The organism is Bartonella callosciuri (assembly GCF_014203215.1).
Classification (GTDB): Bacteria; Pseudomonadota; Alphaproteobacteria; order Rhizobiales; family Rhizobiaceae; genus Bartonella; species Bartonella callosciuri.
Map to the genome: position 1 here is coordinate 192008 of NZ_JACHIM010000003.1, position 22619 is coordinate 214626.

Annotated in this window: 21 protein-coding genes and 1 pseudogene; 16 read left to right on the forward strand and 6 right to left on the reverse strand. The window is 38.9% G+C overall.

Going from position 1 to position 22619, the window contains the following annotated elements; translation table 11 throughout:
- The first annotated feature begins 1390 nt into the window (after nt 1-1390).
- From argB to lepA, 3 genes are all read left to right on the forward strand, one after another.
- The gene (argB, locus tag HNQ69_RS04250; RefSeq protein ID WP_183228836.1) at nt 1391-2296 is read left to right on the forward strand and encodes an acetylglutamate kinase; all 906 of its coding nucleotides are present in this window, start codon (nt 1391-1393) and stop codon (nt 2294-2296) included.
- A gap of 33 nt (nt 2297-2329) precedes the next feature.
- Nucleotides 2330-3226, forward strand: coding sequence for a DMT family transporter (locus HNQ69_RS04255; protein WP_183228837.1), 897 nt, complete (start codon nt 2330-2332; stop codon nt 3224-3226).
- Between the two features lie 554 nt (nt 3227-3780).
- Nucleotides 3781-5586 (forward strand): translation elongation factor 4, encoded by a 1806-nt coding sequence (lepA, locus tag HNQ69_RS04260; protein ID WP_183228838.1) that lies wholly within the window; start codon nt 3781-3783, stop codon nt 5584-5586.
- Between the two features lie 77 nt (nt 5587-5663).
- Here the strand turns inward: lepA and dapD are convergent, their stop codons facing one another.
- Nucleotides 5664-6512 (reverse strand): 2,3,4,5-tetrahydropyridine-2,6-dicarboxylate N-succinyltransferase, encoded by an 849-nt coding sequence (gene dapD, locus HNQ69_RS04265; RefSeq protein WP_183228839.1) that lies wholly within the window; start codon nt 6510-6512, stop codon nt 5664-5666.
- Nucleotides 6513-6623: 111 nt separating this feature from the next.
- Here dapD and HNQ69_RS04270 point away from each other — a divergent pair, with 111 nt between their 5' ends.
- Nucleotides 6624-7487, forward strand: a complete 864-nt coding sequence (locus HNQ69_RS04270; protein WP_183228840.1) for an LOG family protein — start codon at nt 6624-6626, stop codon at nt 7485-7487.
- A 35-nt stretch (nt 7488-7522) separates the two neighbouring features.
- A pseudogene (locus tag HNQ69_RS04275) lies at nt 7523-7889 on the forward strand (LOG family protein); the annotation flags it as partial.
- Nucleotides 7890-7921: 32 nt separating this feature from the next.
- On the opposite strand, the gene truA reads toward HNQ69_RS04275, so the two are convergent.
- From truA to def, 3 genes are read right to left on the reverse strand one after another with little or no spacing between them, the layout of a single operon-like run.
- Nucleotides 7922-8665: a tRNA pseudouridine(38-40) synthase TruA gene (truA, locus tag HNQ69_RS04280; protein ID WP_183228841.1), complete on the reverse strand. Its 744-nt coding sequence runs from the start codon at nt 8663-8665 to the stop codon at nt 7922-7924.
- A 1-nt stretch (nt 8666) separates the two neighbouring features.
- Nucleotides 8667-9596, reverse strand: coding sequence for a methionyl-tRNA formyltransferase (fmt, locus tag HNQ69_RS04285; protein WP_183228842.1), 930 nt, complete (start codon nt 9594-9596; stop codon nt 8667-8669).
- The gene (def, locus tag HNQ69_RS04290; protein WP_183228843.1) at nt 9596-10126 is read right to left on the reverse strand and encodes a peptide deformylase; all 531 of its coding nucleotides are present in this window, start codon (nt 10124-10126) and stop codon (nt 9596-9598) included. Before def ends, fmt begins: the two co-directional genes overlap by 1 nt.
- 90 nt (nt 10127-10216) lie before the next feature.
- Between def and HNQ69_RS04295 the strand changes: the two genes are divergently transcribed.
- Nucleotides 10217-11401, forward strand: a complete 1185-nt coding sequence (locus tag HNQ69_RS04295) for a DNA recombination protein RmuC (protein ID WP_183228844.1) — start codon at nt 10217-10219, stop codon at nt 11399-11401.
- A 109-nt stretch (nt 11402-11510) separates the two neighbouring features.
- The gene (locus HNQ69_RS04300; protein ID WP_183228845.1) at nt 11511-12098 is read left to right on the forward strand and encodes a transglycosylase SLT domain-containing protein; all 588 of its coding nucleotides are present in this window, start codon (nt 11511-11513) and stop codon (nt 12096-12098) included.
- Nucleotides 12099-12552: 454 nt separating this feature from the next.
- Here the strand turns inward: HNQ69_RS04300 and HNQ69_RS04305 are convergent, their stop codons facing one another.
- Both HNQ69_RS04305 and HNQ69_RS04310 read right to left on the reverse strand, forming a co-directional pair.
- On the reverse strand, nt 12553-12804 hold the full coding sequence (locus tag HNQ69_RS04305) for a BQ00720 family protein (RefSeq protein WP_183228846.1): 252 nt from the start codon (nt 12802-12804) through the stop codon (nt 12553-12555).
- A gap of 26 nt (nt 12805-12830) precedes the next feature.
- The gene (locus HNQ69_RS04310) at nt 12831-13262 is read right to left on the reverse strand and encodes an Hsp20 family protein (protein WP_183228847.1); all 432 of its coding nucleotides are present in this window, start codon (nt 13260-13262) and stop codon (nt 12831-12833) included.
- 119 nt (nt 13263-13381) lie between these two features.
- On the opposite strand from HNQ69_RS04310, the gene nth reads away from it, so the two are divergent.
- From nth to HNQ69_RS04355, 9 genes are all read left to right on the forward strand, one after another.
- The gene (gene nth / locus HNQ69_RS04315; protein WP_183228848.1) at nt 13382-14122 is read left to right on the forward strand and encodes an endonuclease III; all 741 of its coding nucleotides are present in this window, start codon (nt 13382-13384) and stop codon (nt 14120-14122) included.
- Nucleotides 14123-14291: 169 nt separating this feature from the next.
- Nucleotides 14292-14495: a 50S ribosomal protein L35 gene (gene rpmI / locus HNQ69_RS04320; protein ID WP_183228849.1), complete on the forward strand. Its 204-nt coding sequence runs from the start codon at nt 14292-14294 to the stop codon at nt 14493-14495.
- 33 nt (nt 14496-14528) lie between these two features.
- Nucleotides 14529-14930, forward strand: coding sequence for a 50S ribosomal protein L20 (gene rplT / locus HNQ69_RS04325; protein WP_183228850.1), 402 nt, complete (start codon nt 14529-14531; stop codon nt 14928-14930).
- Between the two features lie 95 nt (nt 14931-15025).
- Nucleotides 15026-16099, forward strand: coding sequence for a phenylalanine--tRNA ligase subunit alpha (pheS, locus tag HNQ69_RS04330; RefSeq protein WP_183228851.1), 1074 nt, complete (start codon nt 15026-15028; stop codon nt 16097-16099).
- Between the two features lie 43 nt (nt 16100-16142).
- On the forward strand, nt 16143-18557 hold the full coding sequence (gene pheT / locus HNQ69_RS04335; protein WP_183228852.1) for a phenylalanine--tRNA ligase subunit beta: 2415 nt from the start codon (nt 16143-16145) through the stop codon (nt 18555-18557).
- Nucleotides 18558-18842: 285 nt separating this feature from the next.
- The gene (locus HNQ69_RS04340) at nt 18843-19751 is read left to right on the forward strand and encodes a metal ABC transporter substrate-binding protein (protein ID WP_183228853.1); all 909 of its coding nucleotides are present in this window, start codon (nt 18843-18845) and stop codon (nt 19749-19751) included.
- Nucleotides 19748-20578, forward strand: a complete 831-nt coding sequence (locus tag HNQ69_RS04345) for a manganese/iron ABC transporter ATP-binding protein (RefSeq protein ID WP_183228854.1) — start codon at nt 19748-19750, stop codon at nt 20576-20578. Before HNQ69_RS04340 ends, HNQ69_RS04345 begins: the two co-directional genes overlap by 4 nt.
- On the forward strand, nt 20575-21441 hold the full coding sequence (locus HNQ69_RS04350; RefSeq protein ID WP_183228855.1) for a metal ABC transporter permease: 867 nt from the start codon (nt 20575-20577) through the stop codon (nt 21439-21441). Before HNQ69_RS04345 ends, HNQ69_RS04350 begins: the two co-directional genes overlap by 4 nt.
- Nucleotides 21438-22343, forward strand: coding sequence for a metal ABC transporter permease (locus tag HNQ69_RS04355; protein ID WP_183228856.1), 906 nt, complete (start codon nt 21438-21440; stop codon nt 22341-22343). Before HNQ69_RS04350 ends, HNQ69_RS04355 begins: the two co-directional genes overlap by 4 nt.
- Nucleotides 22344-22619: the final 276 nt, after the last annotated feature.

Here is a 22619-nt window from a genome sequence, read left to right on the forward strand (position 1 = left end):
AAAAACACAGAGCGAGCACATATCTTAGAGTTTGAGTAGAATGCTTTAAGGTGCTTTCAAAAATTATCTGTATAGATAATTTTGGAGACACTTTTCATTCAAACTTCCGAGTATATTCTTATATATTTAAGGGTGTTTGAATAAAGAAAAAGTGATTGAAACTTTTTCTTTTTTCTCCATAACGCTTAATTCTGTTATATCTGTTATATCGAGGAGTATAAATGATACCAATGCTTTGCAGTTGTAGGGTTGTGACAATATTTCAAAGGCTTCCTTTGCTATCTTTTTGACCTATAAATACGCAATTAATTAACGAATTATGTATGCTCTTGTAAGCAAACAGAAATAGTAACTTTCTTTTGGATATTTTTCTCTGAAAGAGTCATTGTTATAGCTCATTCTTATCTTTTACTGAATCGTAAGTGGTGAAGAGGTTATGGGTAGAGTTTTAGTGGCCATTTATGAAAGAAAACTGCTACTTCTCAAATGAGAAGAGGGTTTATGAACAAAGAAAAAAATTGAAATTAGCGGCATAGATCAGATTTTATTAATTTAAGCTGAAGATACTGATTTTGTTGATTTTGTAGATGAATAAATAAAGAAGGATACCTTTCTCATAAAAAGCAAAGAAAAATTCAATTTTATTCTTGATGAATTTAAAAAATGGTTTTCTGTTGTTCTCTGTAGAAGTCTTCAATCATTATAAGGATAACGAACATACAGAAAAATTGAATTACTTAAGAATCTCTTCAAGAGAGTTTATATGGTCTGAGAAGAGTGCAATGCTGGATTATACTACAGGTTTTCCAGTGTGATACTATACAAATCAGTGTTATCATTCATTCGCTAGCTCCAGGTGTGTTGCGGTTACTTTTGCTTGAGACGATTCAAAAGAGATATTTTTAGTCCTTTTTTAACGGTTTTATCTACACGTCAATACTACTTTTTAATATGAACGCCAAAAGTTTTTATTGATACTTCATAACAAGGATTGGAAATGAGGAGAACATTCCTCTATATTAGAAACTCTCATTCAAGTTGCAAACGATAAATTATCATTATAAACTCAGTAGTTGTGTATATTCATTGTTAAAGATCTATAGGATAAAGTAGATGAATTGAGTGTCAGCGTGGCTTAAAAATTCTTTTAGATTCTGCTTCCATTTTCTATATAAGGTCGTAAAACAATGACATTTTGTACATCCGTTTTGTTTAATTTTTAGATGCCAATTTTTTAAAGGAAGCTGCCTTTGTTTCACCTTTGTTATTACGCTGGTGGTAATCTAAAGAAAAATTGAAGATTTTCAGGGGACAGATAGAACAAAACTTATTGAGGATTTGTTTTCACTTTTTCTAAGAGAGGGTAAAAAGTGATAAGGAGACTCTTTTGATGGATGATGTTGAAAACGACATTGCAGATGTTTTTGAAAAACAAGCAGCATTTTTATCATCTGCTTTGCCTTATATGCAAAAATATGAAAATGAAACGGTTGTTGTAAAATATGGCGGTCATGCTATGGGTGATGCTGTTTTGGGGCGAGCATTTGCACGTGATATTGCTCTGTTGAAGCAATCAGGAATTAACCCTGTTGTTGTTCATGGTGGAGGTCCTCAAATTGCAGAAATTTTGATGAAAATGGGGATTGAATCACGGTTTGAAAACGGTTTACGCGTAACCGATGAGCGGATTGTTGAAGTAGTTGAAATGGTTTTGGCTGGTTCCATAAATAAGGAAATTGTTGCTCTTATCAACGCTGAAGGTGAATGGGCAATAGGGCTATGTGGCAAGGATGGCAATATGGTTTTTGCCGAAAAGGCTTATAAAACTGTCATTGATCCCGATTCGCATATTGAACGTGTTTTAGACTTAGGATTTGTTGGTGAACCTGTCGAAGTTGATCGCACGTTGTTGGATCTTTTGGCATGCTCTGAAATGATTCCAGTTCTTGCGCCGGTAGCTCCAGGTCGCGATGGCAAAACCTATAATATTAATGCTGATATTTTTGCTGGAGCAATTGCCGGTGCATTAGAAGCCAAACGTCTTTTGTTTTTGACCGATGTTCCTGGTGTCTTAGATAAAAAGGGTAAACTTTTAAAGGAGCTAGCAATTTCTGAAGCTAAAAGCCTCATAAAAAATGGAACAATTTCGGGGGGTATGATTCCAAAAGTAGAGACCTGTATAAAGGCCCTTCAAAATGGGGTGGAAGGTGTTGCCATTTTAAATGGTAAAACCCCCCATTCTGTCTTGCTAGAGTTGTTTACCGAACAGGGAGCTGGAACGCTTATTGTTTCATAAGAGTATGGGATAAATTGGAGGATAGAACCTTTCATGGTTAATATAAAACAGTTGAAATGTCCTTTATTAAGTCGCCAAGAATTGGCATTATTTTTTGCAACAATATTGTGGGGCATTACATTTTTAGTGATTCACATTGCAGTACGTTATAGTGGTCCTCTCTTTTTTGTTGGATTTCGTTTTATCACTGCATCGCTCATATGTTGTGCAATTTTTGGGCGTTCTATGAAAGGTATAACCATTTATGAGTTGTTTGCTGGGATGGCCATTGGTTTAGGAATGTTTTTTGGTTATGCTTTGCAAGCTGCAGGGCTTCAAACTATTATGAGTAGTCAATCGGCTTTTATCACAGCGCTTTATGTTCCGATGGTTCCAATATTACAATGGATTGTTTTTAAAAAGCTTCCTCGTTTAGCGAGTTGGGTTGGTATTATTTTTGCTTTTATTGGTCTTATACTTGTTTCTGGACAAAAGTTGGGAGGCTTTGATTTTTCAAGAGGTGAAATTCTCACTTTGTTAGGTGCTTTAGCAATTGCTGGAGAGGTTATACTCATCGGAATTTTTGCTAACAAGGTTGATAGTCGGCGTGTGACGATTGTACAGTTATTTTTTAGTGGTCTTTTTTCATTTTTTTGTATGCCTTTTATGGGTGAGAGTATTCCTGAATTTTCATGGATATGGTTTAGTATCGGTATAGGATTAGCATTGATGAGTGCCATCATTCAGTTGGCGATGAATTGGGCACAAAAATCTATTTCACCTACGCGTGCAACACTTATTTATGCAGGCGAATCTGTATGGGCTTGTATTGTTGGACGTTTGGCTGGTGAGCGGTTAGCACCTTTAGCTTTATTGGGGGGAGCCCTCATTATGATTGGGATCGTGGTGGCTGAATTACAACCTTCACAATGGCGTAAAAAAATAAAGTAATTAAAAAAATTGATTAGTTTTTCCTTTTTTCTTTCACAATATTCTTATTTAAAGGGATTTATTTTTTGTTTTTCAATGAAATTAAGTAGGTTTTTGATATTTTTTACCTTTAAAGGAAGAAAAGAAGGAATCTTTTAGAGGATTATACGCTTTTTCAAAAGATATTACAGATATTACACAAGAGAGTATATTTCTGAAGTTTTGACAGTTGAGAAAACCATCTGCTTCGGTATTAAGTGTTTTATAATTGGACACAAAATAAAAAAAGCGAGCTATTGTGTACAAATAGCCAACGACACTTCTTGCGAGGTCGAAAGCTTGGGTAGATTATATACGCATTTCTAGTAATATACGAGTATGTGAATGATAAGATTAACCAATATCAAAAAGTTAAATGCTTTCAACTATTTGTATAGATTAGCAAACAAAAGCCTCATTTTTTAAGTTATGAAGCGTTGTGTTTTGAGAAGCTCTTTTCATTTATATTTTTTAAAGGTTCTCAAAGGGCATAATTGGTCTTTGCGTTTTGTGTTATTCTTTGCTAAATCGCCCGTATGACATTAGATCGTAATTATATCCGTAATTTTTCCATCGTGGCGCACATTGATCATGGAAAGTCAACTTTAGCTGATCGTTTGATTCAAATGACAGGAGGACTTGAGACACGTGAGATGAAAGAGCAAGTGCTCGATTCCATGGATATTGAGCGCGAACGTGGGATTACGATTAAAGCACAAACCGTACGTTTACACTATAAGGCAAAGAATGGTGAGACCTATATTTTGAATCTGATTGATACACCTGGTCATGTCGATTTTGCTTATGAGGTTTCACGCTCATTGGCAGCTTGTGAAGGTTCGCTTCTGGTGGTAGATGCGAGCCAAGGTGTAGAGGCACAGACGTTGGCAAATGTTTATCAAGCTATTGATAATTCTCATGAGTTAGTTGTTGTGCTCAATAAGGTTGATCTTCCAGCAGCAGAACCTGAGCGTGTAAAAGAACAAATTGAAGATGTAATAGGTATCGATACATCTGAGGCAGTAGAAATATCAGCAAAAACAGGCTTAGGTATTTCTGATGTTTTAGAAGCAATTGTTACACAATTGCCACCTCCGCGCACTGGCGATCGTAGCAAACCCTTAAAGGCAATGTTGGTTGATAGTTGGTATGATACATATCTTGGTGTCATCGTTTTGGTGCGTGTGATTGATGGTGTGTTGAAAAAAGGTCAAATCATTCGCATGATGGGAACTGGAGCAAAATATCCAGTTGAACGGGTTGGGGTCTTTACTCCAAAAATGATTCAGGTGGATGAATTAGGTCCTGGGGAGATTGGCTTTATAACTGCTTCTATCAAAGAAGTTGCTGATACGCGGGTTGGCGATACCATTACGGAAGAGCGCCGTCCTTGTGAAGAGGCATTACCCGGATTTAAACCGGCGCAACCGGTTGTCTTTTGTGGACTTTTTCCAGTTGATGCAGCTGATTTTGACGATTTGCGTGCAGCCATGGGCAAATTGCGCTTAAATGATGCAAGCTTTTCCTTTGAAATGGAAACATCAGCGGCTTTGGGATTTGGTTTTCGTTGTGGCTTTTTAGGGCTTCTTCATCTTGAAATTATTCAAGAGCGGTTAGAGCGCGAATTTAATTTGGATTTAATTGCGACCGCACCTTCGGTTGTTTATCGCATGAATATGAATGATGGGTCTGTTAAGGAACTCCATAATCCAGCAGATATGCCTGATCTTGTTAAGATTTCTTCTATTGAAGAACCATGGATTCGGGCTACAATAATGACTCCTGATAACTATCTTGGATCAGTTTTAGAACTTTGCCAAGAACGACGAGGGATACAGGTTAATTTGTCCTATGTCGGGACGCGTGCCATGGTGACATACGATTTGCCTTTGAATGAAGTCGTTTTTGATTTTTATGATCGTTTAAAATCAATTTCAAAGGGGTATGCTTCTTTTGATTATCAAATGACGAATTATGCAGAGGGTGACTTAGTTAAAATGTCTATTTTGGTCAATGGAGAATCTATTGATGCATTATCGATGCTTGTGCACCGTACTATTGCAGAAAAACGCGGGCGTTCACTGTGTGAAAAACTAAAAGATCTTATTCCTCAGCATATGTTTCAGATTCCGGTACAGGCTGCGATTGGTGGTAAAATCATTGCGCGCGAGACAATTCGTGCTTTACGTAAAGATGTAACAGCTAAATGTTATGGGGGCGATGTCACGCGTAAGCGCAAACTTTTAGAAAAGCAAAAAGAAGGTAAAAAGCGTATGCGTCAATTTGGAAAAGTAGAAATTCCACAGTCGGCGTTTATTGAAGCACTTAAAATGAGTAAATAATCAAAAAGAAAGTATTCTCCTTTATTGATTGTGTTCTTATCTTTTGTTGATTGGCTAAGATTCTTGAAAAATATTTTTTAATCACGCAAAAGATCATTAATTGATGTTTTCTCTCGTGTTTGTTGATCAACGCGCTTTACTATCACAGCACAATAAAGGTTCGGACTTGCTTCACCATTTGATAATGGTTTTCCGGGAAGAGAGCCTGGAACAACAACAGAATAGGCTGGTACTTCGCCTATAAAAACTTCACCTGTTGCCCGATCAATAATTTTTGTGGATTTTCCAATAAAGACTCCCATTCCTAAAACAGAACCTTCACGGATAATGCAACCTTCAACGATTTCAGATCGCGCACCGATAAAACAGTGATCTTCAATAATCGTTGGGTTGGCTTGCAGTGGTTCTAAAACTCCGCCAATTCCAACGCCACCAGAAAGATGAACATGTTTCCCAATTTGTGCACAAGAACCAACGGTGGTCCATGTATCAACCATTGTCCCTTCATCGACAAAAGCGCCGAGATTCACAAAAGATGGCATCAAAATGACGTTAGGTGCAATGTAGGCAGAATGGCGTACAATTGCTCCAGGAACTGAACGGAAATCAGCTTTTTTAAAATCAGCTTCTTGCCAACCGGAAAATTTCGAAGGAACTTTATCCCACCAATGCGATTCACCCGGACCACCAGAAATGATGTGCATGGGGTGAAGACGAAAGGACAAAAGAACAGCTTTTTTCAACCATTGATGAACATGCCATTGTCCATTTTTTTGACGTTCTGCAACACGGATTTCGCCTTTATCGAGAAGGTTTAATGCATGTTCAACACCCTCACGAATTTCACCCTTTGTGGTGGTGTTGATAGAATTTCGGTCGTCAAATGCTTTTTCAATAATCATTTCAAGTTGTGTGAGATGAGTCATGATAAGAGTTCCGTTAAACAAGTTGAAAGCTTCAAGATTTATTCTTTATGACCTACGCGAAGAAATGTATTCAGTCAATAAAACGATAATTAACGGAAGCAGGATAGGTGTATGAAAAAATGCTATAAAGAAAAAAATGAAGAAGAGCAAAAAAATTGGGTGCCACTTCCCCATATGAAGGATTCTCTACAAAAGGTAAAAAAAGTTTCTGATTCAGCACAAATGCATTCTCCTACTTATCGTTTGGCTTATCTCGACAAGGATTTTATGATGCGTCCTGAACTACGTTCACAACGTATTAGTCTTGAATTTTTAAAGCCAGAAATCACGCTTCAAGAATGTGATATTCAATCAACAGTTGTGTTATTTGGTGGGGCGCGTATTCCTGAACCTGGGCAAGAAGTGTGGGCAGCCAAAAATGAAACGCAAAAGAAGAATTTATATTCTATGTCGCATTATTACGATGAAGCAAGGGAATTTGCGCGTTTATGTTCACGCTATTCTGCTACGACCGAGTACCGTGAATTTGTGATTGTTACAGGGGGAGGGCCAGGGATAATGGAAGCGGGAAATCGCGGTGCTGTTGATGTTGGTGCACCAACGATTGGCTTGAATGTTTTTTTACCACATGAGCAGGAGCCTAATCCTTATGTGACTCCGCATTTATGTTTTAATTTTCATTATTTAGCGATGCGCAAAGTGCACTTTTTAATGCGAGCGAAAGCCTTAGCCGTTTTTCCTGGAGGTTTTGGTACTCTGGATGAATTGTTTGAAACTTTAACTTTAATGCAGACGGGACGAATGAAAAAGGTTCCGATTCTACTATTTGGTAAAGAATTTTGGGACAATGTTATCAATTTAGCTTATTTATCAGCGCAAGGTACAATTTCTTCTTCCGATGTTAATTTGGTAAAATTTGTCAGTACAGCAGAAGAAGCTTTTAAAGAAATTCGTGCTTTTTATAAGCTTCCTTAATTGCAATTGATGTTGGTGCTACCAACGGTTGACTTTTGAATGTTGTTTTACCGCATATGAGCAGAAGCCTAAACCTTATATGATATCGCATTTATGTTTTAATTTTCATTATTTAGCGATGCGCAAAGTGCACTTTTTAATGCGAGCGAAAGCCTTAGCCGTTTTTCCTGGAGGTTTTGGTACTCTGGATGAATTGTTTGAAACTTTAACTTTAATGCAGACGGGACGAATGAAAAAGGTTCCGATTCTACTATTTGGTAAAGAATTTTGGGACAACGTTATCAATTTAGCTTATTTATCCGTGCAAGGTACAATTTTCCTTTCGATATCAATTTTATAAAAATTACCACTCCAGTGGTGTCAGCTTTTGGAGAAGCTCGTGATTTTTATCCGTCGCCTTAACTGCTTTTAAGAAAGTAACTTTTGCAGAGATATTAATACTCAACTTTGGTCAAATAAAGTCCTGAAGGTGGTGCGACAACACCACAGCGTGTACGATCTTTAGCATGAAGAGCTGCTTCAAGATCGCGTATTGTCCAGCGTCCAATACCAACTTCCATAAGACTTCCTGCAAATGAACGGATTTGATGATGCAGAAAAGAGCGCGCTTGTGCATAGAGGAAAATTTCTTCCCCTTCTCTTTGAACATCAAGACGTTCAAGGGTGCGAATAGGACTTTTGGCTTGGCAATGTACTGAGCGAAAAGTGGTAAAATCATGTTTTCCTACAAGTTTTTGAGCAGCTTCATGCATGGCTTCAGCATTGAGGGGTTTTGGCAACCACCACACGCGTTTGACATTTAAGGCTGGGGGTGAACGACGATTGAGAATTTTAAAAAGATAATGGCGTTTGATTGCAGAAAATCGTGCATCAAAGCTATCGGGGACGTTTTGTACATTCAAGATCGAAATAACTTCCCCTTGTTTTTGCAAATGAGCATTAAGCGCATCGCGTACAGTATGTGTGCTCCAGTTTTTTTCAAAGTCAACATGTGCAACTTGTCCTGTAGCATGTACACCTGCATCTGTTCTCCCAGCTGTTGTGATGGTCACTAGTTGACCGCTAAAGTGAAAAATGGCCTGTTCAAGGGCACCCTGTATGGTATGAAGTTTAGCTTGACGTTGCCAGCCAGCATAATTTGAGCCATCATATTCAAGAGTGATTTTAAAACGTGGCATATCAAAAAACAGCGGAAATATGAGCGCCTCGCAAAAATGTTGCGCACTCAAGAATTTTACCACCAGATCTTTGGAGATGCGTTATTTCAATACGTCCTTGTCCGCAATGAATAATCAAAGAGTCTGGTTCTATTCGACCAATTTCAAGAGAAGAACCCGTTGTTAAGCGGCTTCCAAGAATTTTTACACGTTCTTCTCTGTCACCGATAATCATGTTACACCAGCAACCAGGAGAGGGAGAAAGTGCGCGAATATACCTATGAATAAGTTCTGCAGGCTTTGTCCAATCAATTCGGGTCTCTTCCTTTTTGATTTTGGATGCATAGGTTATGTTTTTATCTGATTGTGGAGTAAGTTTAAGCTTTCCTTTTTCAAGAGCTGACAAAGTTTCTATCATAAGGTCTGCACCTGTGTGTGAAAGCTTGTTTGAAAGTTCATCAGTGGTGGTATCCTCAGTAATAGGGATAGAGCGTGATAGAGCAATAGGCCCCGTATCAAGCCCTTCATCCATTTTCATAATCATTATTCCCGTTTCTTTATCACCAGCCATAATTGCACGCTGAATAGGCGCAGCCCCACGCCAGCGTGGCAAGAGTGAAGCATGAGCATTAAAGCAACCAAAACGTGGTGTTTCAAGAATAGCCTTCGGTAAGAGAATTCCATAAGCAACGACAACAGCTGCATCAACGCGAAGCGCCGCAAAGTGGGCTTGCTGTTCGGTTGTTTTAAGTGTTTGAGGTGTGAATACAGGAATGGATTTTGCTTGTGCTGCGTTGTGAACAGGTGAGGGGATTAGTTTTAGTCCACGACGTCCTGCTGGGCGGGGGGGTTGGCTGTAAACAGCCACAATATCATGGCCTGCATCCAATAAAGCATGTAAAATGGGAACAGAAAAATCAGGTGTTCCCATAAAACTTAACCGTAATGCCATTACAAAATTGCTTCCTGTGTGTTTTTTTCTTTCGCGCGTTTTTTAAATTTTCGTATCACCATATCGCGTTTGATTTTTGAAATGTGATCAATAAAAAGGCAACCGTTTAAATGGTCAATTTCATGCTGTAAGCAAGTGGCTAGGAGATGATCCGCTTCAATTTCTGTTCGTTTTCCTTCGCGATCTGTATAGCTAACGCAGAGGCGTTTTGGACGTTCAACTTCCGCATAATACTCAGGAATAGAAAGGCAGCCCTCTTTGCAAATATTGCGCTCATCTGAAAGCCATAAGATTTCAGGGTTAATAATAACAAGTGGATTTTTTGGGTCATCATTTTTGGAGACATCCATGACCAACATACGAAGGGGTACACCAATTTGAATAGCAGCAAGACCCACCCCTTGGGCATCATACATGGTTTCCAGCATGTCATCAGCGAGTTTTTGGAGAGTTGAATCGACATGCTCGACAGGTTTGGACACTTCTCGTAAAATCGGATCAGGTAAAGTAACTAAAGATCTAATTGGCATAAGCAGAGATTAATCAATGGTTTGTTACGGGTCAATATTGAATAACAGATTCTTGCATTTTTTTACGTTAAGAGCGTTATATTATTTTTCATGTTTGATTCGTTTTTTTCTTTTATATTCACTGATGAGTCTTTTGTTAAGCTGAATGCTTTGCTTTTACTTATACTCGTTTGTTTAATATTTTTTATTCTAATACGTTCTCATCACAGAAAGGCACTTTGGGAAAGTGAAGCTGCTGAACGTGCCCGTGAAGCACAAATGCAGATGGCTACATTGCTAAAAACACAAGCTGAAATGCAAGGGCGGATGCAAATGATGGCAGAAATTTTTGGTCAAAGACAGGCTGAATTGAATAAGTCACTCAGTGAGCAGCTTAATGGGATCACAGCTAATTTGGGTCAAACACTTCAGGTACAGACCAAATCGACTTATGAAAATTTAAATCGTTTGCAAGAGCGTTTAGCGGTGATCGATGCAGCGCAAAATAATATTCAGTCGCTTACAGGGCAGGTTGTTCAGCTACAGGCCATTTTAAGCAATAAGCAAACGCGTGGTACTTTTGGTCAAGGGCGGATGGAAGCAATTATTGTGGATGCTCTACCAACAAATGCCTATGTTTTTCAGGCAGTTCTCTCAAATGGAAAGCGACCAGATTGTCTCATTCACATGCCGAATAAAGCACCTTCTCTTGTTGTTGATGCTAAATTTCCTCTCGAGGCTTGGAATGCAATGCGTAAAGCAATATCAGTGCAAGAACGTCAAGAGGCAGAGCGCCAATTTCGTACCGACATGGAAGTTCATATTCGTGATATTGCACAAAAATATTTAATTCCTGGAGAAACACATGATACTGCCCTTCTCTTTGTCCCATCGGAATCGATTTTTGCAACAATTTATGAGGATTTTGAGTCATTGGTACAAAAAGCCAATCGAGCACATGTGATTATTGTCTCACCATCTTTGTTGATGTTATCTATTCAGGTTGTCCAAACCATTATGAAAGATGCACGGATGCGTGAACAAGCGCATTTGATACAGTCTGAAGTAGCAAAATTGATGGAAGATTTTGGACGGATGGATATGCGTGTTCGTGCGTTACAGAAGCATTTTTATAAAGCGGGTGAAGATATAGAGGGAATTTTAATCTCATCCTCAAAAATTATGAAGCGGGCTAATCGCATTGAAACTTTTGAATTAAAAGACAATAACTCTGAATCAACGAAAATGGCAACATCTGTGCAGTCGCAAACATTGCATTTGGTTGATGAAGAGTGAGGAAAGCAAAGCTTTTTAGTAATTACAAATATCGTTATACTCTTTATGGATTGGTAATAATTTTTTAGTATCCACATCTCATTATTTCCTAATGAGAGGAAAAAAGGATATGCGAAACCTTTTGTTTTTAGGGGCATTGGTGTTTCTGCTAGGGGGATGTGCAACAAGCACCCCCATCTATACAAATAATGCTTGTGCCATTTTAGCTCAAAAAGATGGTTTTTTTGATAATTGGAGAAAGGCTTCTAAAAGAGCAGAAATGCGCTATGGGATTCCTATGCCTATTATTCTTGCTACCATTAATATGGAATCGAGCTTTCGTCATAATGCACGTCCTCCGCGCACAAAACTGCTTGGTTTTATTCCATGGAAGCGTCGGTCAACAGCTTATGGTTATTCTCAAGCGCTTGATAGTACATGGGCAATGTATCTTCGCTCTACAGGAAAGTCTTTTGCGCGTCGTACTAATTTTGCAGATGCTGCTGATTTTGTTGCTTGGTACCATCGTCAAAGTGTTCAGCGCAATGGTGTGAGGTTTGATGATGCCTACAGCCTTTATTTAAATTATCATATGGGGCATGGTGCTTATGCCCGCAGTAGAGGACATGTAGCGTCTGCGCTTGCACAAGCAGCACAGCGTATGGCAAGAATATCGAGACAGTATGAACAGCAACTAAAGGCATGTGGGCAACGTTAAGGAGGGCTATAAAATAGCTGGTCAAGGATTGTGTTAGTTTTGAAATTGGCTTAAATGTCGGATTTTTTATAGCTCGAATGAGCAATATAATTTTTATGATTACACGAATTGAATAAATCCAGGTAATAAAAAATTTTTGCAATGCATTTGAGGGATTTCTTCATCAAAAATTTTTTTTAAAAGGAAAATACAATTTCAGGAGGTAAAAAGTTTAATCTAAAGCCTGCCAAAAGAAGAAATGAAAAAGCACTGATACATACATTCCAAAAAGATTAGTAGTTTATAAGAGGAATGGCGTAGAGTTAAGCGCAACCATACTTTTTAATTAGCAGTTATGATATTCTTGAAACGAAAATTATTTTGCTCCAATAGATCCATAAAAAAGCTTATCATTATGCTTTCTCAGGCAAAATTGATAGAGCTAGGTGTTTCAATTATTTTTTTTTGAGATAATCTAGTGCAGAGTTACAATTTGTAGTTCATGCTCATTGGCCCCCGCAAGAGCGATAGAGCGCTCATCAGATAAAATAATCGGATAACCTGTTTCACCAAAAAGAGCCCATATTGTAATGCCTGGGGTCATTGGTGGAAGATCTGGAAAGTTTTTAGCGAGGTCATCTGTACAAACCTTTTTTAAATAAGCGATCTGCCCTACCTCAGAGTAAGATGTGTCTCGCAACGACAAATTGTGTTTATGCACTCCCATTTCATTACTCCTTTACGCCTTGACTCTTATGACTCACGACTTCTGACTTTAATCGGAATCTGCTTTATTTGTTTTTTTAGTTTTGGTTGGTGTAGATTAATTGATAAAAGACCATTTTTCAACTCGGCATTTGTCACATGCATTCCCTCGGCGAGAACAAAGGTTCTTTGGAATTGGCGTGCTGCTATACCGTGATATAAATATTGACGATTGTGATTGTTTGTTTGCTTACCGTGAATAATCAATTGATTGTCGTCGAGCAAGATATTGAGATTATTAACTTTAAATCCAGCAACAGCCAAAGTTATGCGTATATGGTTTACGTCATCGTTTTTGTGTAAACGCTCAATATTATAGGCTGGATAAGCGTCATCCGCTTTACCAATACGTTGTAATGTTTTTTCTACAGTTTCAAATCCTAAAAGAAAGGGATTGGAGAAAGGCGTCACATGTGTCATTGTGAATATCCTCTTCAAAGCGACTTTGCTTGACTAAGTTCTATAAAAAGCGTTCGCTGCATCCCTCTCATATGGCGATTGTGGATAATAACTTCAAGAGAGAATATTGAGAGAGTTCAATGGCTCAAAAAACAAAAAAATTATCACAGACGCGAAAATCTTCTGGAAGGTTGTACGCGCAAGACGAAATTGAGGAAATATTTCGTCGTTTTTCTATTCAACGTCCGATGCCTAAAAGTGATCTTATCTATACCAATGTTTTTACTCTTTTGGTTGCAGTTGTTCTCTCGGCTCAAGCGACAGATGTGAGTGTTAATAAAGCAACAAAAGAATTATTTCGCCTTGCGGATCAACCAGAAAAAATGGTTGCATTAGGAGAAGAAGAAATTGCACGCCATATTCGTACAATTGGTCTTTGGCGTGCAAAAGCGCGTAATGTTTATGCGCTTTGCAGTTTTTTAATTGACCACTTTGGTGGTCAAGTGCCTGATAATCGTGAAGCCCTTATGAAACTTCCTGGAGTGGGGCGTAAAACGGCTAATGTTGTTCTGAATGTTGCTTTTGGTCAGCCTACATTGGCGGTAGATACGCATATTTTACGCCTTGGAAATCGTCTTGGTTTAGCACCTGGTAAGACACCAGAAATTGTTGAAGAAAAGTTACTAAAGATTATACCCGCTCATTATCTTCGTTATGCGCATCATTGGCTTATTCTACATGGTCGCTATATTTGCCAAGCGCGTAAAATACAATGTACACGGTGCATCATTGCTGACCTCTGTAAAGCAGCAGTAAAAACAAATGCAATTCCAGCGCCTTTGGTTGAAGTTCAGGGCAATGGAGCACCGATTTTTTTTTGATATGGTCTTGCTATTTTATGTATACTGGCTTATGGAAATGCTGTTGGAACCGCCCGGCAGGGCATGCCGTGGCTGTTTAAATGCTTATTCAAGCGTTGGTCCGCTTGAATGAAGAAATCCACTTTAATGAATAAAGTTGTAAATAAATAAAAATGTATGGAGTAGCAAAATGCCCAAGATGAAGACCAAATCATCCGCTAAGAAGCGGTTTAAAATCACTGCGTCAGGCAAAGTTAAGGTCGCAGCTGCAGGTAAACGCCATGGTATGATTAAACGTTCGAATAAATTTATTCGCGATGCACGTGGAACAATGGTTTTGAGCGAACAAGATACGAAAAAAGTTATTCATCATTATTTGCCGAATGGTTTGTAAACCTTACGCTTTTGATTTTGAGGAGAGTATTACATGGCACGTGTAAAAAGAGGTATGACAGCGCACGCTAAACACAAAAAAGTTCTGAAACAGGCTAAAGGTTTTTACGGTCGGCGTAAAAATACCATTCGTGCAGCTAAGGCAGCAGTTGATCGCTCAAAACAGTATGCTTATCGTGATCGTAAAAATAGGAAGCGTAATTTCCGTGCTTTATGGATTCAGAGAATTAATGCGGCTGTTCGTGCAGAAGGTTTGACTTATGGGCGTTTTATTGATGGTTTATCAAAAGCTGGTATTGAAGTTGATCGTAAAGTTCTGTCAGACATAGCCATCCACGAAAAAGCAGCATTTTCCGCTTTGGTAACTTCCGCAAAGGAGGCTTTGGAATATTTAAAGGATACGACGCCTAATGCTTTTGAAGGCGCTGTAAAATAAGCCAGTCGTGTTCTCTTAAAGCGTTTATTTATTCGGGATCCCGTACTGGTTGTTGCTAGTGCGGGTTTTTTTTATTCAAAAAATAGGCAAAAAATATGAGCGACATTGAATGTCTAGAACAAGAAATTTGTTTAGCTTTAGAAGCAGCGAGTGATGAACAGGCACTTGAAACAGTGCGTATTGCGGCGTTAGGTAAAAAAGGCAGTATCTCTGAAAAATTAAAAGCTTTAGGGAAGATGACTGCTGAAGAACGACATAAAGTGGGACCAGTTCTTAATGGATTAAAAAATCGCGTTTTAGAGTTATGGGCGCAGAGGCGTGATCTTCTAAGGCGCCAAGCAATGGATGTGCGTCTTTCTCGTGAAACGGTTGATGTGACCTTGCCTGTTCGTTCTTCTCCTATAGAACGGGGACGTATTCATCCTATCTCACAGGTGATTGAGGAAATCATAGCCATTTATACGAATATGGGTTTTTCCCTTGCAGAGGGCCCCGATATTGAAACAGATTATTATAATTTTACGGCATTAAATTTTCCTGAAGGTCATCCAGCGCGTGAAATGCATGATACCTTCTTTTTTGATATTGGTAAAACGGGAGAGCGGAAATTATTACGCACGCATACCTCACCTGTACAAATTCGTACAATGGAAAAGCAAAAGGCACCGATACGTATCATTATTCCTGGAAAAACTTATCGTATGGATTCAGACGCAACGCATTCGCCTATGTTTCATCAGGTAGAAGGCCTTGTGATTGATAAAACCTCTACCATTGCACATATGATGTGGCTTCATGAAACCTTTTGTAAAGCTTTTTTTGAAGTTTCTTCTGTAAAGATGCGTTTTCGTCCCTCTTTTTTTCCTTTTACTGAGCCGTCTATGGAGGTCGATATTCAGTGTGATCGTTCTGGTTCAGAAGTAAGGTTTGGGGAAGGGCAGGATTGGTTGGAAATCTTAGGGTGCGGAATGGTGCATCCTCGTGTACTAAAAAATGTTGGTTTTGATCCCGATGAATATCAGGGCTTTGCATGGGGCATGGGCATTGATCGTATTGCCATGTTGAAATACGGCATGCCTGATTTGCGTGCCTTTTTTGATGCAGATCTGCGGTGGTTAGATCATTATGGTTTTCGCTGCTTTGACATGCCTGCTTTTTCCCTGGCTTAAGCGATGTGTGATCTTAAAAACAGTTTTCATATGAGGTTTTAAAATGAAATTTACATTGTCCTGGTTGAAAGATCACTTAGAAACAGACGCATCTCTGAATGCAATTTGCGATAAACTCACAGCTATTGGTCTTGAGGTTGATCATGTTGATGACCGTTCTTCTTTAAAGGGTTTTGTAATTGCAAAAGTTTTAACGGCAATAAAACATCCTGATGCAGATAAACTTCAGATTTTGTCGGTAGATACAGGGGCTGGTACACCTATTCAGGTTATCTGTGGGGCACCAAATGCACGTGCTGGGCTTATTGGTGTTCTTGCTATACCAGGGACTTATGTTCCTGGACTTGATGTCACGCTATCTGTAGGCAAAATTCGCGGTGTTGAAAGTTTTGGGATGATGTGTTCCCAAGCAGAGCTTGAATTACCAAATGAACATGATGGAATTATTGAGCTTCCAGATGATGCACCTATTGGAGGTTCGTTTGCTGCTTATGCAGGTTTAGATGATCCGGTCATTGATATTGGTTTGACCCCTAACCGTGCTGATTGCACAGCTGTTCGTGGTATTGCACGTGATTTAGCTGCCGCTGGAATGGGACGATTAAAAGAATTGTCTTTGCCACAATTTGACGCTTCCTTTGAAACGTCGCTGCAAGTTTCTTTAGATTTTTCGAAAAGCGCATTGTTATGTTTAGGCTTTGCGTGGCGTGAAGTTCGCAATGTTCAAAATGGGGTATCACCACAATGGATGCAGCAGCGTTTGCGTGCTATTGGTTTGAGACCGATTAATGCATTGGTTGATATGACCAATTATATAAGTTTTGATCTTGGCCGTCCACTTCATGTTTTTGATGCAGATAAGATTAAAGGGAATTTGCGTGTACGATGTGCTTATGAGGGTGAACAGCTTCAGGCTCTTAACGGAAAAATCTATAATTTGGGCGTTAAAGATTGTGTCATCGCAGATGACGAAGGAGTTGTTTCGATTGCCGGTATTATGGGTGGTGAAAGAACAAGCTGTGATGAGATGACATGTCGGGTTATTATTGAATCAGCGCTTTGGGATGCTCAGAGCATTGCGCAGACGGGTCGTGCCTTAGGTCTTATCAGTGATGCTCGTTATCGGTTTGAACGGGGTGTTGATCCAGCTTTTATGGAAACAGGGCTTGAGATTGCAACAGAATTGGTTTTACGCCTTTGTGGTGGTGAAGGTTCAAAGAGGAGGGTCGTTGGTTATCAGCAACCAGGAATTAAACAGATTGTTTTTCCTTTTTCTGAAATTAAACGTTTAACACATTTAGAAATAGAACGTGCACAAGTTGTGACTATCTTGGCAAGACTTGGATTCGGTATTGAAGGAGAAGGAGATGCTGTTACGGTTAAAGTACCAACATGGCGCTCTGATATTGTTGGCAAAGCTGATTTAGTAGAAGAAGTGATGAGGATTTATGGGCTGGATAAAATTAAGCCCATTCCGTTAGCAGATTTTGCAGAGGGAAAAGGTCCAGTTTTAACATGCGCACAGGTTCGTTCACGCATTGCGCGTTTGGCTTTAGCATATCGCGGTATGAAAGAGGCTGTGACCTGGTCTTTTATTTCTGAAAAACAAGCGCTGGTTTTTGGGGGTGGTCAAACACAGCTTAAATTAGTAAATCCTATTTCTACTGATCTGTCTGTAATGCGTCCTTCTCTTTTGCCTGGTTTGCTGGTGGCTGCACAAAAAAATGCTGATCGTGGTTTTCCAGATTTTGCATTGTTTGAAGTTTCTAGCATCTATGAAGACGATACAGCTGATAAACAACAACGTGTTGCTGGTGGGATTCGCCGTGGAACAGAACGATTTGAAGGAGCAGGGCGCTTTTGGAATGGTAATGCGGTAGCAGTTGATGTTTTTGATGCAAAAGCTGATGCATTGGCTGTTTTAGAAGCGTGCGGTATGGATATCAGCAAGGTCCAAATTGAAGTGGGAGCACCTGATTGGTATCATCCTGGTCGTTCAGGGGTTATAAAGCTTGGATCAAAGGTTATTCTTGGTTTTTTTGGTGTTTTTCATCCTGTTACGTTAGAAAAGTTAGGTGTCAGTGGTCCTCTATGCGGTTTTGAAATTTTTCTTGATCAAATTCCAGAGTCAAAGAAAAAGCCAACGAAAAGCCGTTCTCCTTTGAAATTATCGCCTTTTCAAATGGTGCGACGTGATTTTGCATTCGTAGTGGATAAAACAGTTGCTTCCTCTCTTATTGTGCGTGCTGCAAGTGGAGCAGATAAAAAACTTATTCATTCAGTGCAGATTTTTGATCTTTTTGAAGATCCAAGTCTTGGTGAAGATAAGAAATCTGTTGCGATTGAAATTGCTATTCAACCCGTTGAACGTACTTTAACCGATGAGGATCTAGAAGAGCTTGCTTTGAAAGTCGTGGAAAAAGTCACGAAGATGACAGGCGCATGTTTGCGCTGTTGAGTTTTCTTATCCTCTATTGGTTTTTTATAAAGAAGGAGCACTTTTGCGTGTTCTCTTATTTTTTAGGCATTCAAAGTTTATAGAATTTCTTGAAATGGATTTTCATATCAAAAAAGCCTCTTTTTAAGTCGTCTTTGTTCAAGGCAAAAAAATGTTTTAAGAATCTTTAAAAGTTATTTTTTCTCCTAATCCTTCATTGCAAATTAGAAAGATAACTGCTATTGATATATAATAATGCAAATCATTTGCAATAAAGAGAGAGGCTATGAAGGAAAGAGAGAATCGATGAGCGTAAAAACGTTTTTTACCATAATGTGGGGGAGTATCGTTTTTCTTACACCCAATTTTGCTTTGTGTGCTGGCAAATTTAAAGCTGTTACGACTTTCACCATCATTGCTGATATGGCGCGCAATGTGGCAGGTGATGCTGCTGATGTTGAATCAATCACAAAACCGGGTGCTGAAATTCACGAATACCAACCGACACCTCGCGATCTTATGCGCGCGCAGGGCGCAAATCTTATATTATGGAATGGATTAGAGTTGGAGCTTTGGTTTGAAAAGTTTTTTCAAAATATCAAGGATGTTCCAAGTGTTGTTGTTTCAGAAGGTATTGTGCCAGTTAAGATTGGTGAGGGACCTTACAGTGGTAAGCCCAATCCTCATGCATGGATGTCACCAACTGCAGCTTTAATTTACGTTGATAATATTCGCGATGCTTTTATAAAATATGACCCTGAACATTCTGCTACTTATAAAGAAAATGCCGAAATTTATAAGAAAAAGATTCGCTCAATGATTGATCCAATTAGGGCTAAATTGGAAGTATTACCAAAAGACAAACGCTGGCTTGTGACCAGTGAAGGTGCATTCAGTTATTTAGCGCGTGATTTTGATTTGAAAGAACTCTATCTTTGGCCAATTAATGCTGATCAGCAAGGGACACCGCAGCAAGTGAAGCATGTTATTGATATGGTTAGTAAATACAATATTCAGGTAGTTTTTTCTGAGAGTACTATTTCGCCTGCGCCTGCTAAACAAGTTGCAAGAGAAACAGGGGCTAGATACGGTGGTGTGCTTTATGTTGATTCTTTAAGTGAGAAAAATGGTGAGGTGCCAACCTATATCGATTTATTACGTGTTACAAGTGGACGTATTAGCAATGCCTTATTATACGGAGTAAAAGATCAATGATAGGATCTGGAATATTTGCTCAAGGGGTAACGGTAACGTATCGGAATGGACATACAGCTTTGCGCGAAGTGAATTTTGAGAGCCCAAAAGGTTCCATTATGGCATTGGTTGGCGTTAACGGATCAGGTAAGTCAACATTGTTTAAAGCTATTATGGGGTTTGTGCGACCATCAAAAGGAAAAATTCGCATTTTTGATTTGTCAGTTGATACGGCTTTGAAACAAAATCTTATTGCTTATGTTCCTCAGAGTGAGGAAGTTGATTGGAATTTTCCTGTTCTCGTTGAAGATGTTGTTTTGATGGGGCGGTATGGCCATATGAATTTCTTTCGCTATGCGCGAGCACGGGATTATGAAGCTGTTCGCATTGCATTAGAACGCGTTGATATGTTGGCATTTGCCAAGCGCCAAATTGGTGAACTTTCTGGAGGTCAAAAAAAGCGTGTTTTTCTAGCACGCGCTCTTGCACAGCAAGCAAAAGCTATTTTATTAGATGAGCCATTTACAGGGGTTGATATCACAACGGAAGATAAAATCATTGCGTTGTTGCAAGATCTGCGTAAAGAAGGCGCTGTAATATTGGTTTCTACACACAATTTAGGCTCTGTTCGTGAATTTTGTGATCACACGGTTTTAATAAAGGGAACTGTTTTAGCTTCTGGGTTAACAGAAAGTGTCTTTACAAAAGAAAATCTTGAGAAAACTTTTGGTGGTGCTTTGCACCATCATATTTTTGATCTTCAAAGCATGAAAAAAAATAATGTTTTTACAGGGAATAAACAGCCTCTCATTCTTGAGAATACTCAAAGTATGGAGCATGTTGCATGATTTCTTGGTTGCTTGAACCGCTGAGCTATCAATATATGGTTAATGCAATGTGGGTTTCAGGGTTAGTGGGATGTGTTTGTGCCTTTCTTTCTGCTTTTTTGATGTTAAAAGGTTGGTCATTGATTGGTGATGCACTTTCCCATTCGATTGTACCTGGAGTAGCAGGGGCTTACCTTTTAGGCTTACCTTTTTCACTTGGAGCTTTTTTTTCTGGTGGGCTTGCTGCGGCAGCAATGCTCTTTTTTAATCATCGAACAAAGCTAAAGGAGGATACTATTATTGGGCTCATTTTTTCTTCCTTTTTTGCTTTTGGATTGTTTCTTAAATCATTAAAACCGATGGCTGTTAATATTGATACGATTGTTTTGGGAAATATTTTAGCCGTTAGTTCATCAGATATACTACAATTGGCTTTTATTGGTTTTTTTTCTTTGTTTATATTGCTTTTGCAATGGAAAGATCTCCTTGTTTCTTTATTTGATGAAACACATGCGCATGCTATTGGATTAAACGTAAAGTTTTTAAAGATTCTCTTCTTCACACTGCTTGCTGCTTGCACTGTCGCTGCAATGCAAACGGTTGGAGCGTTCTTGGTTATTTGTCTTGTTGTGACACCGGGGGCAACAGCTTATCTTTTAAGTGACAGGTTTGCGAACGTTTTAGTTATTGCAGTTATGATTGGGACATTTACAAGCGTATTGGGTGTTTATGTGAGTTATTTTTTGAATGCGCAAACAGGTGGCGTTGTTGTGCTTTTTCAAGCGTTTCTATTTATGATGGCTTTTATTTTTGCTCCTAAACACGGTTTTATTGCTGCGCGCTTACGTATAAAAGCGGCAAAAAGAGGTGTGGTGTTATCATGATTGATCAATTACTCCTTCCTTTTCAGTTTTCTTTTATGCTTAAGGGTATGGTTATTGTCATGATCCTTTCTGTTCCAATGGCCATGCTTTCTTGTTTTCTTATTTTAAAAGGATGGGCGCTTTTAGGAGATGCAATTTCCCATGCGGTTTTCCCTGGCGTTGTGATTGGTTATATGACAACACCGTGGGTGATAACATTTTTGACTTCTTTGCCATTTGCTTGGTTTCAACATGTGCGTCCAGCCAATGTTACAATGACTTTGATTACTTGTGGTGCTTTTGTTGCGGCTATGGTTTGTTCTCTCCTGACGGGTTTTTTAGGGAGTAACAGCCGTATCAAACAAGACACGGTGATGGGGGTTGTTTTTTCATCAATGTTTGGTTTAGGACTTGTTTTGGCAACGTCTATTTATAGCAGCTTAGATTTGAATCATATTTTATTTGGTAATCTCTTAGGGGTTAATTGGCTTGATATTGCGCAGACGGCGATCATTTCTATTATTGTCACTTTTATTTTGGGAGCGAAATGGCGCGATTTTATGCTGTATATTTTTGATTCAGTTCAAGGCCGTGCGATGGGATTGCGAATATCAGTGCTCCACTATACTCTGTTAACAATGATTTCTCTCACGATTGTTGCAGCCTTAAAGGCTGTGGGCATTGTTCTTGTTATTTCTTTATTAATAGCACCGGGAGCTATTGCTTATCTTATCACGAAGCGGTTTTCTTTTATGTTGGTGATTGCTGTACTTGTTGCAGCTTTTTCCGGTTTTCTAGGAATTTATCTAAGCTTATTTATTGGCTCTGATTCTGCTTCTACAATTGTATTGATTTTAACACTCATTTTCATTGCCATTTTTATATCGATTTTCTTTCGTCGAGTCACTGTTCAAGAAATTTAAGTGTGATAAATTTCATGCATATCAGCCATGCATTTTTGTGTCTTGTCTATCGTATTTATTTTGTATAAAACGACAGGGCTAGGTTATTTTCCTCCTAATGTCTAGCAAAGGGATGCGGTGTAATTCTCCCCCCCGAACGCTGCATTCATGATTAAGAGGCTGCACTGATTTATTCTGCAGCCTTTTTTATTTTTTAGCTTCCTAAAAATTTATGCTGATTTCTTGAAAACCTTAAAATGATCATCATATTGCGCGGCTACTTAATATTTAGAAGAA